Source organism: Streptococcus saliviloxodontae, from assembly GCF_016908655.1.
In the GTDB taxonomy this organism is placed as follows: domain Bacteria; phylum Bacillota; class Bacilli; order Lactobacillales; family Streptococcaceae; genus Streptococcus; species Streptococcus saliviloxodontae.
Genome location: NZ_JAFBEI010000028.1, coordinates 1 through 13,687, shown reverse-complemented (window position 1 = coordinate 13,687; position 13,687 = coordinate 1). Strand labels below are relative to the sequence as shown.

General features: G+C 40.6%; 13 protein-coding genes. 4 read left to right on the top strand and 9 right to left on the bottom strand.

From position 1 onward, the window contains the following. The first annotated feature begins 43 nt into the window (after nt 1–43). Nucleotides 44–1,087 (top strand): tRNA preQ1(34) S-adenosylmethionine ribosyltransferase-isomerase QueA, encoded by a 1,044-nt coding sequence (gene queA / locus JOC31_RS07000; RefSeq protein ID WP_205017445.1) that lies wholly within the window; start codon nt 44–46, stop codon nt 1,085–1,087. 104 nt (nt 1,088–1,191) lie between these two features. Here the strand turns inward: queA and JOC31_RS06995 are convergent, their stop codons facing one another. The 7 genes from JOC31_RS06995 to JOC31_RS06965 form a co-directional block, all read right to left on the bottom strand. Next, a complete protein-coding gene (locus tag JOC31_RS06995; RefSeq protein WP_205017444.1) occupies nt 1,192–1,869 on the bottom strand; it encodes a VIT1/CCC1 transporter family protein in 678 nt (225 codons plus the stop codon). Nucleotides 1,870–2,055: 186 nt separating this feature from the next. Next, nucleotides 2,056–3,135, bottom strand: a complete 1,080-nt coding sequence (locus tag JOC31_RS06990) for a serine hydrolase (protein WP_338058836.1) — start codon at nt 3,133–3,135, stop codon at nt 2,056–2,058. Between the two features lie 267 nt (nt 3,136–3,402). Further along, on the bottom strand, nt 3,403–4,011 hold the full coding sequence (gene sodA, locus JOC31_RS06985) for a superoxide dismutase SodA (RefSeq protein ID WP_205017443.1): 609 nt from the start codon (nt 4,009–4,011) through the stop codon (nt 3,403–3,405). A gap of 88 nt (nt 4,012–4,099) precedes the next feature. After that, nucleotides 4,100–5,137: a DNA polymerase III subunit delta gene (gene holA, locus JOC31_RS06980; protein WP_205017442.1), complete on the bottom strand. Its 1,038-nt coding sequence runs from the start codon at nt 5,135–5,137 to the stop codon at nt 4,100–4,102. A 77-nt stretch (nt 5,138–5,214) separates the two neighbouring features. Next, nucleotides 5,215–7,440: a DNA internalization-related competence protein ComEC/Rec2 gene (locus JOC31_RS06975; protein WP_205017441.1), complete on the bottom strand. Its 2,226-nt coding sequence runs from the start codon at nt 7,438–7,440 to the stop codon at nt 5,215–5,217. Next, nucleotides 7,433–8,074 carry a helix-hairpin-helix domain-containing protein gene (locus JOC31_RS06970; protein WP_205017440.1) on the bottom strand — a complete coding sequence of 214 codons (642 nt, stop codon included), beginning with the start codon at nt 8,072–8,074 and terminating at the stop codon, nt 7,433–7,435. Before JOC31_RS06970 ends, JOC31_RS06975 begins: the two co-directional genes overlap by 8 nt. Nucleotides 8,075–8,251: 177 nt before the next feature. Beyond that, nucleotides 8,252–8,998: a lysophospholipid acyltransferase family protein gene (locus tag JOC31_RS06965; RefSeq protein ID WP_205017439.1), complete on the bottom strand. Its 747-nt coding sequence runs from the start codon at nt 8,996–8,998 to the stop codon at nt 8,252–8,254. 189 nt (nt 8,999–9,187) lie between these two features. Here JOC31_RS06965 and JOC31_RS06960 point away from each other — a divergent pair, with 189 nt between their 5' ends. From JOC31_RS06960 to JOC31_RS06950, 3 genes are read left to right on the top strand one after another with little or no spacing between them, the layout of a single operon-like run. Then, entirely contained in the window at nt 9,188–10,114 is a 927-nt protein-coding gene (locus JOC31_RS06960) for a polysaccharide deacetylase family protein (protein WP_205017438.1), read from the top strand. Between the two features lie 48 nt (nt 10,115–10,162). Then, the gene (locus JOC31_RS06955) at nt 10,163–10,924 is read left to right on the top strand and encodes a tRNA1(Val) (adenine(37)-N6)-methyltransferase (protein ID WP_205017437.1); all 762 of its coding nucleotides are present in this window, start codon (nt 10,163–10,165) and stop codon (nt 10,922–10,924) included. Further along, nucleotides 10,908–11,192 carry a GIY-YIG nuclease family protein gene (locus JOC31_RS06950; RefSeq protein WP_239551696.1) on the top strand — a complete coding sequence of 95 codons (285 nt, stop codon included), beginning with the start codon at nt 10,908–10,910 and terminating at the stop codon, nt 11,190–11,192. Before JOC31_RS06955 ends, JOC31_RS06950 begins: the two co-directional genes overlap by 17 nt. 13 nt (nt 11,193–11,205) lie before the next feature. On the opposite strand, the gene JOC31_RS06945 is transcribed toward JOC31_RS06950, so the two are convergent. Together JOC31_RS06945 and JOC31_RS06940 are read right to left on the bottom strand one after the other, a co-directional pair. Further along, nucleotides 11,206–11,862 (bottom strand): ABC transporter ATP-binding protein, encoded by a 657-nt coding sequence (locus JOC31_RS06945; protein WP_205017436.1) that lies wholly within the window; start codon nt 11,860–11,862, stop codon nt 11,206–11,208. A 13-nt stretch (nt 11,863–11,875) separates the two neighbouring features. Next, a complete protein-coding gene (locus JOC31_RS06940) occupies nt 11,876–13,423 on the bottom strand; it encodes an ABC transporter permease (RefSeq protein WP_205017435.1) in 1,548 nt (515 codons plus the stop codon). Nucleotides 13,424–13,687 lie beyond the last annotated feature (264 nt).

Genomic DNA, 13,687 nt, shown 5'->3' with positions numbered 1-13,687 from the left:
ATATAATAGTTAAGCTATAACAGATTACTAGATGAGGATAATAATGAATACTGAAGATTTTAATTTTGACTTACCTGAAGAACTGATTGCCCAAACACCTTTGGAGCAACGCGATTCTTCAAAACTACTGGTCATTGATCCCATAACCAAAGAAATGACAGACACACACTTTGATCATATCATTGATCAACTTCAGGCAGGGGACGCCCTAGTCATGAACAACACCCGCGTTCTCCCTGCTCGACTCTACGGGGAAAAACCAGATACTCATGGTCATGTTGAGCTGCTACTTCTCAAAAACACCAACAGAGATCAATGGGAAGTTCTCGCTAAACCTGCTAAACGCCTCAAGGTAGGCAGCAAGGTCTCATTTGGCGATGGCAGACTCCTAGCAACCGTTGTTCAAGAGTTAGAACATGGCGGACGTATTGTAGAGTTCAGTTATGACGGCATTTTCTTAGAAGTTCTAGAAAGCCTCGGTGAAATGCCTCTCCCTCCTTACATTCATGAAAAACTTGAAGATCGTGATCGTTACCAAACAGTCTATGCTAAGGAAAATGGCTCCGCTGCTGCCCCAACTGCAGGTCTTCACTTCACACCTGAGCTACTTGAAAAAATTCAAGAAAAAGGAGTGAAGCTGGTCTACCTTACCCTCCATGTCGGACTTGGAACCTTCAGACCCGTTTCTGTTGAAAACCTGGATGAACACGAGATGCACTCTGAGTTTTATAACTTGTCAGAAGAAGCTGCAGAAACACTACGTCAGGTTCGGTCATCTGGAGGACGCATCGTAGCTGTAGGAACGACTTCTATCCGTACCTTAGAAACAATCGGAAACAAATTTGAAGGTGACATCCACGCTGATTCAGGTTGGACCAACATCTTTATCAAGCCAGGCTATGACTTCAAAGTTGTTGATGCCTTTTCAACCAATTTTCACCTTCCTAAATCAACGCTAGTCATGCTAGTCTCTGCATTTGCGGGTAGAGATTTTGTTCTTGATGCCTATCATCATGCAGTTGAAAAAAGATATCGTTTCTTCAGCTTTGGAGATGCTATGTTTGTCACTAGAAAAGAACAAGACTAACCATAATCAAGCACACACTAATAAAACAGAGATGAAAAAGATTCTATGCTTTTAAAGCATAGAATCTTTTTCATCTCTGTTGGAATCAAGTAGGGAACGTAATTCTACACATGGAAAAGTTGTCCCATGAGGTAGGTCACCGTCATGGTTAGCAAGCCCACCCCTAAATTACGTAACATAGCCGCCTTGACAGGAGCTTTTCCTAACTTAGCACTTACATAACCTGTCAATAGAAGTGATAAAGCAACGACAATGACTGTCGCTACAATTCTAAGATCTTTTGGAAATAGCATTACAGATAAGGTTGGTGGTAAGGACCCTACTGCAAAAGCGATAAAACTTGAGTAAGCTGCATGCCAAGGATTTGTAAACTCATCCATCTCAATACCGTACTTCTCCTCCACCAAGTGCTTCAGAGGATTTTTATAAAAGGCAACATTCACTTTCATCTCCGCAGCTGTTTCACACTCGCCTTGTGCAATATAAATATCGTAAAGTGATTTTCGAGCTATATCTGGATGTTGCTCCAACAACCTTTTTTCAACCTCTACAGCAGCTTGCTCTGTATCTTTTTGGGTACTGACAGATACATACTCACCACCTGCCATTGAAAATGCTCCTGCTAATATCGCAGATAGTCCCGATAAGAAAATAAACCAGATGTTAGATGTCGCACTAGCAACACCGATAACAACTCCTGCAATAGAGATGATCCCATCATTTGCTCCCAAAACTCCTGCTCGCAAAATATTTAAACGTCTTGAAAAATGTTGATTTTCCATAAGTAAACCTCGTTCTTTTAAGTTATCTTATTATATCAATTAAGTGGAATGATTACAAGTATTATTTATAATGATTATAAATAAGTTCTTTAACAAAATAATTCTCTTTAGTCTAAATGCACTCCCTTAATACTCTAAAGAACATAAAAACTCTAGATGGAAGTCTAGAGTTTTTCTATTCTTATTTTATTCTGCAGTGATACCATTCATATTGACACGATGCCATTCGTTGATGACATAGGCTAATTGTCCAAGTTGGTAAAGGCCTTCATTACTGATTTCCTCACTGTTCTCTGTTGTGCCACCAAGACCAGCAGTGTATAGTGCCACCATGTAAGGTGTTTCTTCTTCAACGATAGCATCAACATTCAAAGCCTCACGGACATAACCTGGCTTTTGATAAATAGTCAGATTTGGTAAGAACATATGGTAATAATACTCAGGGAAAGATTGACTGAGGTAGTTTAAAATATCAGAATACTTATCCTTATGCTTCCAAAGGTATTGAAGAACCTGAATATAGTAGTCAGTCGTTGTCTTATTTCCATCCTCTTGAATCGTCTTAATATCAGCTTTTGATTCACCGTATCGTCCAAACATTGAATAAGCTTTTTCCATACCACCTAGGCGTTCTGCTAAAGCATAAGCTGGTGTATTTTCAGAATAAACTAATGAATACTCCTGCATCTGAGGAATGGTCATTTTCCCATCAAAGGCAGCAACATACTGATCGTGCTCTCCTTGGTATTCGTAATCGGTATTAGTGATATCAAATGATTCTGTCATTGATAGTTTCCCATCAGCAACGGCGTCAACCACCAGCATATTAAGCGGAAGTTTATAGGTTGATCCTGCTGTCATTGCTTGTGTTTCATTCATCGCAATGATTTCATCTGAAACGACATTTTTGTAAGAAAAGGCTACTTGACTCTGATCAATACCTGAATCAGCCAAGAAAGCTTTAACGACATCAACTAATCCCATATTGACGTAATCATAGGCTAATCCCATAGAGGTCATCTCATCTAAATCTTGATCGTATGTAGCTTGTTTGTCTTCTTGACTTTTAGCAGTTACTTTTTTCTCTTTTGACGAAGATGATGATTGTTCTGACTTTGTTAAAGCGCTAGAGGACAAAGAAACAGAGCTGTTTGTTGATTTTGTCTTGTGCGATGTCTTTGTTTGATTTGCAATAATAAAAAACGACGTGAGCCCAACGTAAAGCAAGGCTAATAAAATCACGGTTAAAACTGATTTTTTCTTCACAATAATTCTCCTAACTTTCTTATTATAAAGAAAAATTAGAACGATTACAAGTATATTCTCTCATTTTATCGTAAAAATGAGAAGATCTTTTATACATCTCGTATCATATAAAGTCCGATAAGAGGCTACTTAATTTTCCATTAATCAATCGTGAAAGTAAAAATAAGCAAACTCTTTTCGGACAATAGGAGTTTGCTATGAGTATTCAGACAAACTCACACATAAGTAAAAAAGACTGAACTAAGTCCAGCCTTTTATTTACTCTTATTATGCAGTTGCTTCAGCGTAGAGTTCAGCAACTTTATCCCAGTTGATGATTTCATAGAAAGCTTTGATGTAGTTTGGACGAACGTTACGGTAGTTAAGGTAGTAAGCGTGTTCCCAAACATCAAGAGCCAAGATTGGTTTCAACCCTTGTGAAATTGGAGTGTCTTGGTTAGCTGTTGAAACAACTTCAAGTTTACCTTCCTTGTTAACAACAAGCCAAGCCCAACCTGAACCAAAACGAGTTGTTGCTGCCGCTGTAAATGCTTCTTGGAAAGCTTCAAATGAACCGAAGGCTTCATTGATAGCAGCTGCAACTTCTGCTGTGATTTCTTTCTTTTCAGGTGAAAGAAGTTCCCAGAAAAGCGCGTGGTTAAGGTGTCCTCCACCGTTATTGATAAGAGCTTGACGAATATCAGCTGGAATTGACTCAACATCTGATAGTAAGGCTACAAGATCTTCACCGATTTCTGGGTGTTTTTCAAGAGCCGCGTTAGCATTAGCAACATAAGTCGCATGGTGCTTATCGTGGTGCAAAGTCATTGTCTCTGCATCGATATATGGCTCAAGAGCGTCGTATGCATATGGAAGTTCTGGTAAAATAATTGCCATCTTGATTTCCTCTTTTCGTTTTTATAGCTTCATTTTATAAGAAAATGGCAGAGCTTTCAACTGATTTGACCGAAAATAGCAATTAGCTTTAAGCTACTGCCCTGACTAATTTCAGCAAGGCGACATCAAATAAGTAGGCTTTATCATAAAGACCTGATTTTATCTGATAATCTGTCTCAATTAGAACTGTCACAAACTCATATAAAAGAGGTAGCGACAAGTGACGGCTATCTTTCATGGCGTATTTTATCTGATAAGGGTTAACACGGCGACCAAGGTAATCAGACAAGTCGCTAACAATCTGAGATTCGGACTTACCTTGTTGCCACAGTATCCTTACCTGAGTCAAGATTCGAAATTGCCCCAGAAGAACAGCAATCAACTTAATCTCATCTTCTCCTTGAAGTCTCAAATCCATCACCAAAGAGCGGGCTTGATCGATTTGTCCCTTTAGTAATAATTGACTGAGGTCAAAGATATTATCTTGTAAAGATTTAGGGACAGCTTCGTCAATATCCTCTTGGCTAATCGCACCTTCTGATTTATAGGCTTTAAGAAAGGCTAAGTTTTTCTGAGTTGCTGAGAACTCAAAATTAGATTTCCTTAAGAGTGTTTCAAAGACACCTGACTCAAAGCTCATTCCATCTTGATGTGCCTGTTTTTGGAAGTAGGTTCTCAAATCAGCTTCTTTTAAAGGTGCTGCTTCAAACACCTGAGCATCGCGTTTTAAAAGTTTGACTAGGCGTCGTTTGCCATCTAGTTTTCCTGGAATCAGTAAAATCAATCGTGTAGTCTCTACAGGGTGTTCAAGGTAGGCCTCTAAATGTTTAAGAGACTGATCATCTAAAAAAGCCTTCTTATCAGTCGTAAGGTCTAAAAGATTATCCAGGAGAACAATCTTATAATCTGAAAAGAAGGGAAGACTCTCCAGATCCATCTGAATACTGTCATAATCATCCTGACTCAGGTCAAAATAAGAATAACTCAAATCCGCAGGGTCAAAGGCAATCTGTGACAGTAAAGCCTCACGCATCTCTTGATACTGACCAAGGTCCTCTCCAGTTAGAACCGTTACCGCAGGCAGGGTTTCTTTACTTAATTTTTTTAGGTTTTCAAGTGCAATCATAGTTTTATTATACTAAAAAAACACGATGAAATCATGACTTTTGATAGATACATCTCTAGACTGACTTATAAAACAACTTATCGAACAGACTCAAAATGCCAATGTCGCCAGCCTATAAATCGTAGGGCACCTAACTGATCTGTTCGATAGACCGTCATCCCGCGCTCCTCAAAACGCTCTAAGGTTTCCTGATGAGGATGCTTGTATCGATTATCTTTTCCTACTGATATCAAGGCGACACGCGCGCCGATAGCGTCTAAAAAAGCTGGGCTACTCGACCCTTTTGAACCGTGGTGTCCTGCCTTTAAAATATCCACCCCCAAATGTGGATAGGTAGCTAATAATTGCTCCTCCCCTTCTTTTTCCAAATCCCCTGTAAACAAGAAGCGCTTATCTAAGAGCTTGCCATAAAGAACAAGAGAATCATTGTTTCCTCCGTCGCCTACCGCTTGAGGGTACAGAACATAAAGCCGACTTCCCATAATGGAAAGACTATCTCCAGCAGTCACTACCTTAATAGGTTTATGTAGGGCAAGGAGACGTTTTTTAAAGTCTGGGACAGTCAGGCTTCCTGGGCTAACAATAAGTTGACCGACATCGATATCCTTTAACAAAGTCTCCAAATCGCCAATATGATCGGCATCTGTATGAGTCAGCACCAACTGATCCAATTTAGAGATACCGCGAGATTTGAGATAGGGAATCAAGGTACGCTCGGCATTAGCGTCTGTTTTTGACTCTTGCCAATTCTTTTTTTCCTTAAAACTAACACGCCCACCGACATCAATCAAGATGCTCTTGCCTAAGGAATCTCGCAAAAAGATACTATCTCCTTGACCGATATCAACAACCGTCACTTCATTTTGAAGCGGATGCTTATTTCCCAAAAAACACGCAATTACCAGTAGGCAAATAAAACCTTTTCTTTTAACTCTTGGATCAGATAAGATACCCAATCCCAAGAGGGTGAAAAAGGTGAGTCCGAGACTCCAGGCACCAAAAACCCAAGAACCTCCTACTAATTGACCTAAAAATCGCAAGAGGTCTTCCAAAAGTTGAAATAAGGGATTAGCAAAGCCGAAAGACACCAGAGGGGATAGAGCAAAGGCAATCGTCAAAAAAGGTAAGAGGAAATAATCAAACAGGAGTGAAAAAAGAGCCGTCAAAATCATGGCTAGGGGTTGAAAAGTCGCAAATACCCATGTTAAAAGCGGCAGTATCCCAAGATTAAGCGATAATGCATCCAGACACCCCCTCTTGAAACCAACGCCGTCTTCAAAATCCAGCAAGGTCAATAAGAAGGCATAGGCAAAACTCAAAAGTCCACCTGTCGTCATCAAAAAATAAGGCATTAGCAAAAACATGAGCAAAAGACAGGCTGCAAAGTTATTCCACTTTCGCAGTCCAAGCTGAGAGAGCATCATCTGTAACAAGGCTCTGATAACAGAAATAGTCATTCCTGTTATCCCAGCGTAGATAATCCCGATTGGTAGCATCAGCCACTTGATAGCCTCTAGGGACACACCAAGATGAATCAGACCTCTTCTAAACAAGCCCATAAAGAAGCCGACCTGCATTCCTGATAGGGCAAAAAGGTGGATAATGCCTAAATCCGAGTACAGATCACTCATTTCATCAAAAGACTTATCCAAGTAGCCCCAGAGTAGTCCCGTCACATAGTGAGACATAGGCTTTGGAAAATGGTTTTGACTATAAACAATCAAACGTCGTCTCAATTCAGCCAGTCGATCTAAGAAAGAAACCTTTTTAGCCCTTGCTACCGACTTGATTCTGGACACCTCCAAAATACCCGAAATCCCTTGATAATGAAGGTAACGCTGATAATCAAATCCCCTAAAATTACGCTGTCCAACAGCTTCTGTAATCTCTGATTCGATACTTAATTGCATGGTGTCAACTAGTTTTTGGAAATAGACCTGCTCAGCTTGTGAGGTCAACTGATAATAAACTTGATACTTTCTACCATTTGACCTAGCTCGAAAAGAAAGGCGATCACCATTGACGGAAACAGTGTCCGCAATCATCTGTACCTGCCCAACCTTTGGAGGAAGGGAGTTGTCTTTAGAAGTCGTCCAGCTACTGACAGCAAAACAGTAACCACCAAAAAACAGTAATATGAAGAAAACCTTTAAGCAAGTCCTTCTATCATACTGGATAACTAAGGCGATAAGACTCACTAAAAACAGTAGCTGAGCCCAAATAGTCCACGAAAAGATAAGAAATGACAAGACAGTCGCCAAATAGGCTAGGTAGATAGGCTTTATGGAAAGTTGTCTAATCAACTGTCACCTCATCTTTTAACTTTTCAAGCGTCTTATCTCCTATCCCTGATACATTTTTCAAGTCTTCAACACTTTTGAAGCCACCTCGACTCTCTCTGAAGTCAAGAATATCTTGGGCACGCTTGGCTCCTATTCCTGATATAGTCTGAAGGTCAGCCAGAGTTGCTTTATTTAAATTGATTTTTGATGACTCGTCTGATTCTGACGGTGAGGCTAGGGGACTTTGTTGGTCTGAGATGATTTGTTCACCTTGTTTCGCAACTATAATAGCATCCTCATCATTTAGTTTTTGGGCAAGATTAATGGAGCGTCGTTCTGCATCAGCAGTCAGCCCACCTGCCTTTTTAACCAAATCAGTCAATCGACTACCACTTGGAAGTTCGTAGACCCCTTCCTTCGCAACCGCTCCTTTTATATCTACAAAAATAGTCTTTTCAGAAACAGGCTCACTAGAACTAGCTGAACTTGAAGAACTTACTGACGATAGCTGGCTCTGGGCTACCTCAGGAAAAGAGGTCACTTCTTTTGGCTCTGTCAATTTTAACACCAAGCAAGTGCTAATCCCGATCAGGATCAGAAGTAAAACAGCATAATACTTATAAGGTTTCAATTTTTCAATCATATCTTCTAACATCATCATCTCCTTCACTTCACTTATTCGTAATAAAAGGACAAAAAAATAGTTAGAGTAACAATACCCTAACTATCAGATTGAAAAATTCATTTTGGTACTGGACTAAACTGATATCGAAAAGCCACAGCCACACTTAAAATATCAACTGTTTCTAAAGACCAAAATAATTAAATCGCATCAGTCCTTACGGTGTTTTTCAGGATTCCAGACGAAACTGGCTACATAACTGAAAATCATGGTTAACAAGACCAATATCACTGCAAGCACCATTAAAGGAATGCGGTAAATATAAGTCAATAGAGAGACTTTTTTAGCTGTCGCTTGATAGCTTTTACTCTCTTCGTCTAAACGATCAAACTCAGACTGGATACGACGTGCAACCTCTGCAATTCCCTCATCATTCATTCGCTTGATGTCTGAAATATCAATAGGCTGCCCAAAGTTCATATCCACGCGGTGACCCTTGACCAAATCCCCTAACTTCATTGGACCGATGTAGGTTGTCGGCATGATACGCACCTTAGACATCTTAGCAATAACAGCTACTCCACCCTTAACATCTGTCGAATGACGGCTACCACTTGGAAACATAATCAAAGAACGGTGACCCTTTTTCAAGATATTAACAGGGTATTTGATGGCTGCCTGGCCTGGATTTTCCCGGTCAATTGGAAAAGCACCACACATACGAATCCACCAGCCAAAAATACGATTGGTAAATAATTCCTTTTTAGCCATAAAAATAAACTGCTTAGGACGAGCTGCAAAAGCCATAAAAACAGGATCCCAAAACGTCCTATGCGGAGCAACTAAAATATAGTTTTCCTCTGCATCTGGGATATTTTCTTTATTGTGATAGTGTGTGTTTCCATTGAAGACCCAAATTAGGAAGACAACGATACTACGTAAATAGGCATAAAACATGCTTTTCTCCTCTATGATAACTCGAAATATGGAAAAAAATTCCTCATAAAACCATTATACCCAATTTCACAACAGATGAAAAGCTGAGAGTTACGATTAGCTTTTGGAAATTGGCTTTTATTTTTAAACAATTTACGTTATAATAACTGTATTGTTTACACTAAAGGTTTATAAAGAATTCAAAGGATTATGAAAAATAGAAATCTATATACTATCATTAACGGAATATTAGTTATTCTAATTTTAATAACATTGATACTCATTGGCTTTACACTTCATAGACCTAGCCATAAAACGAGCCGTAATGATAAGGTCGCTGTCAGCAAGAAGAAAAGTGACTCTAGCACTTCTGAAACTACAGAAACTAGCGAAAGCAGCTCTAGCATCAACCCTTCTCATCTAATGCCTGGTACCAATCACAACTACCATGCAGATAAGTATGCTTACTCTGCTTCTGAAATTAGATCTTACATGGATGGCTCTGCTACAACTGATCAAAAAATCGTCTTCCTAACCTTTGACGATGGTCCTGATACCACGATCACGCCACAAGTTTTGGACGTTTTAGCGCAATATCAAGTCCCTGCAACCTTCTTCCTAGTTGGAAATAATATTAGCGATAGCACCAAGCCTATCATTGAGCGACAAATCGCTGAAGGTCATGCCATTGCTGTTCATAGTATGAGCCACAACTTCTCACTCCTTTATCCCAACCGCATCGGAAATACTGATCAAATCATCTACGAAGTCACTGAAGCACAAAAACTCCTCAAAGCTTGTCTCGGTGATGACTTTCAGACCAATGTTTTCCGTTACCCTGGAGGCCACATGTCTTGGTCAGGCTTAGAAGCAGCCGATAGCCAACTAAACGATTTAGGAGTGACTTGGATGGACTGGAATACTCTTGCTGGTGATGCAGAGCCACTCTCTAAACGCCCAACCACTTCTGAAGCTATGATGCAGTATATTCAAAGCTCAACTCAGTATTTCCCCGATACCCCTATCAAGGTACTCCTAATGCACGATATTGTTGGTAAGGAGCTGACATTACAGACCCTACCTCAAATTATCCAGTACTATAAAGACCTGGGTTATAGCTTTGGAGTCTTGAAGTAAATAGTCTAAAAACAGTCCTAGGACTGTTTTTTTGATATAATAAGGACTATGACACATGAACTTTTAAAAGAAGGAGAGCGTATCGATCAGCTCTTCTCAACTGATGTAAAAATTATTCAAAACAAAGAAGTCTTTAGCTACTCTATCGATAGTGTTCTTCTGTCACGTTTTCCAAAGATTCCCAAAAAAGGGCTTATCGTTGACCTCTGTTCGGGAAATGGTGCCGTAGGACTCTTTGCCAGTACCAAGACCGAAGCACCTATCAAGCTGATTGAACTTCAAGAAAGACTGGCTGACATGGCTGAGCGTTCTATCCAGCTCAATCAGTTGGAAGAACAAGTCACCATGATTAATGATGATTTGAAAAATCTACTCAACCATGTCCCTCGTTCACAAGTTGATTTGATGCTCTGCAATCCCCCTTACTTCAAGGCGACAGAAACCTCTAAGAAAAACCTGTCCAAGCATTACCTACTCGCCAGACACGAAATCACGACCAATCTAGAAGAAATCTGTCAAGTAGCCCGCCACGCCCTCAAATCCAATGGGCGGTTAGCCATGGTGCACCGACCAGACCGGTTCTTAGACATTATTGATACCATGCGTCACTATAACTTGGCTCCAAAACGCATCCAGTTCGTTTATCCTAAAGTAGGCAAGGACGCCAACATGCTTCTCATCGAAGCCATCAAGGACGGCTCAACAGACGGCATGAAAATCCTACCGCCACTCTTTGTCCACAAGGATAACGGTGACTATACCGACGAGATTTTTGAGATTTATTTTGGTAAAAATGGCAGAGCAGACTAAGATGACCCCGCAAAAAGCTTACATGTATGTGGTCGAATGTGCCGATAAGACCCTCTACACGGGCTACACAACAGATATCGAACGTCGTATCAAGACCCACAATGCAGGAAAGGGAGCCAAGTACACCAAGACCAGACGCCCTGTCAAACTCCTCTACTGGGAAGAACACCCCAGCAAGTCAGCTGCTATGAGTGCCGAAAGCTACTTCAAACAAAAGACGAGAAAACAAAAATTGGATTATATCGAAAAACACACCTCAGTTTTCTAAGGTGTGTCTTTTCTTACACTTGCGTAAAGACTTTTTTCTTGAGCTGGTAAGTGACGTCGGCTTCCTTTGCCACTTCTGTTTCATGGGTGACGATGATAACGATTTTGTCATCGTCGTGAGCGATGCATTTGAAAATATCAACCATGTCTCGGGTCGTTTCTTCGTCTAAGTTTCCTGTCGGCTCATCTGCGATGATAATATCATGCCCTGTTGCCAAGGCTCTGACGATAGCCACACGTTGCTGCTGACCACCAGAAAGCTGAAGCACAGGCTTATCGATCAGCTCTTTAGCAATACCAACCTTCTGGAAGAGTTCCTCGATACGCTTCTGATCAACCTTTTGCTCTGAAATATCAAGAGCCGTTTCAACATTTTGACGAGCTGTCATGTAGGTCATGAGGTTATAGGATTGGAAAATGGTTGACACGCTTTGACGACGATAATCGGTTAAATGCTTGTTGGCAATTGTCTTATCATCAAGAAAGATTTGACCTGCCTTTGGACTATCCAAACCAGCTAAAAGCGATAGAAAGGTCGTTTTTCCACTACCTGATTGTCCTAAGATAGCGTACATCTGCCCCTTCTCAAAGGTCATGGAAACATCTTTAAAGAGATAATCGTCTGGGTTGTTACCGTACCAGTAGCCCAGTCCTTGTGTTGAAAGTGTCATAGTTCCTTCCTTTCTAGCGTGATGACAAGATATCTTTTGGTTTCAAGCGAAGAATACCAATACTTGCCAATAAGGTTGAGACAAAGGAGATGAGTAGGGCAATGCCGCCCAGTTTAGCTACATCGCCACTTGTCAGCTTGATCTTAAGGTCATCAATTTTCTGACTACCTTGTGTCAAGAGCTGCATCGTGTTGGCACCACCTGGGCCCCCACCACCTGTTGGAGGTGCTGACGTTTTTTGACCACTATCTGCGCCTTGGTCTCCTGATGGTGGTGTTGGAGCATTACTATTATCATTGTTGCTAGCACTGTCATTAGCTTTAGCCATTTGAGCTGGTTGACCGTTGCTTGTGCTTGAGGATAAGAGTTGATTTCCAAGGGCATTTCCGACAAAATTGCCAGCAAAACCTGTCACAAGGAGAGAAACCACAGTAACCATCAGCAACTCTGTAAAGAATTGACCAATGATTTTAAGACGATTTTCACCCAAGCTCATGAGGACACCAATTTCGTAGCGACGCTCACGAATGCTCAAAATCACAATCAAAGTCAGGATAGCAGCCCCTGCTACAGCTACCAAGATAACAATATTCTTGGCAATGCTAGAAATATTGTTCAAGGGTGCTAACATCTGCTGGTAAACCTCATCACTGGTTGTCACAGAATAGGTATCACTATCAACGCTTGAAGTCACTTCCTTAGCAAAAGTGGATAGCTTCTCTGGATTTGACAGTTGGTAAACCGCTGAATCCAAAGTATCTGTTGTCCCCTTCATGGTGTTAGCGGTTGCGACTGTTGTGTAGATATTATTTTGAGGGTTTGAAGCATTTGACATCATCTGAGCTGTCGTGGCTGAGCTTGATGAACTATAAATCCCGACAACTTTCAGAGTAGTTGTGACAGTAGTGCTGTTGACTGTCGTTGTCACCGTGAAGCTATCTCCAATACTAAGGTTATTTGCCTCCGCTAAATCTGATGAAATCAGAGCTGAATTATCAGCTGTATCTGAGCTAATGCCTGTCCCAGAAGTGATTTTATTGATTGATGAAGCAAAATCACTGGCTAAACTACTATCGTTAACCCCTGTGATGGTGAAATCTCCAGACATGCCACCAGGTCCAGGACCTGACTGATCCGAATTATTGTCTGACGAGCTTGAACTAGTCGTTGACGTACTTGATATAGGACTAATACCAGTTCCCACTGTTGCCATGGTTGTTGACGTAAAGAAATAAGACGCAACACCATCTTTTTCAGCAATTTTTTTAGCCGTCGAGAGTGCAACCCCTGTCACAGCCGTTGAACTACTGCTACTGTCAGCACTACTAGAACTAGAAGAGTCTTGGTTAGACCTATTCTTCATCATCGCTTCACGATTAACAGACAAAACAACACTTGCACCAGCTGTTGATTTAGCTGAACTGACAGCCGAGTCAGCAGCATTTTTGATGGTCAAACCTGCTAGAACAAAAATAAGAATAGCACTAGTTACTAAGGTCAGCAAGAGCGTTCTACCCTTTTTGACCTTGGTAACTAACCAAGCACGCTTGATAAAGTTCATAAGATAAACTCCTTTGATATCGTAATATAAATTCAGTTTAACCTTCAATCTTTAAATAGAGCTGAAAATTTTCTTAAAACGAGCTTAAAGTCGAGGAGGTTCGCTAACTTAGAGAAAAGGGAAATTTAGATATAAAAAAGACAAACCTACAAAGTAAGTCTGCCTTTTAGGCTCTATAATATCTGTAGTGGGTAAATCTCATTCAGATATTGTAGGGCTTTTTAGCGGTATGAAAAAAGTCCCACATGACTTATAATGAAAAGC

Coding starts and splice junctions, on each gene's coding strand:
- JOC31_RS06950 (WP_239551696.1), top strand. CDS start 10,908: ATGGCAGAGCAGACTAAGATGACCCCGCAAAAAGCTTACATGTATGTG.
- JOC31_RS06960 (WP_205017438.1), top strand. CDS start 9,188: ATGAAAAATAGAAATCTATATACTATCATTAACGGAATATTAGTTATT.
- JOC31_RS06955 (WP_205017437.1), top strand. CDS start 10,163: ATGACACATGAACTTTTAAAAGAAGGAGAGCGTATCGATCAGCTCTTC.
- sodA (WP_205017443.1), bottom strand. CDS start 4,011: ATGGCAATTATTTTACCAGAACTTCCATATGCATACGACGCTCTTGAG.
- JOC31_RS06965 (WP_205017439.1), bottom strand. CDS start 8,998: ATGTTTTATGCCTATTTACGTAGTATCGTTGTCTTCCTAATTTGGGTC.
- queA (WP_205017445.1), top strand. CDS start 44: ATGAATACTGAAGATTTTAATTTTGACTTACCTGAAGAACTGATTGCC.
- JOC31_RS06940 (WP_205017435.1), bottom strand. CDS start 13,423: ATGAACTTTATCAAGCGTGCTTGGTTAGTTACCAAGGTCAAAAAGGGT.
- holA (WP_205017442.1), bottom strand. CDS start 5,137: ATGATTGCACTTGAAAACCTAAAAAAATTAAGTAAAGAAACCCTGCCT.
- JOC31_RS06970 (WP_205017440.1), bottom strand. CDS start 8,074: ATGTTAGAAGATATGATTGAAAAATTGAAACCTTATAAGTATTATGCT.
- JOC31_RS06995 (WP_205017444.1), bottom strand. CDS start 1,869: ATGGAAAATCAACATTTTTCAAGACGTTTAAATATTTTGCGAGCAGGA.
- JOC31_RS06945 (WP_205017436.1), bottom strand. CDS start 11,862: ATGACACTTTCAACACAAGGACTGGGCTACTGGTACGGTAACAACCCA.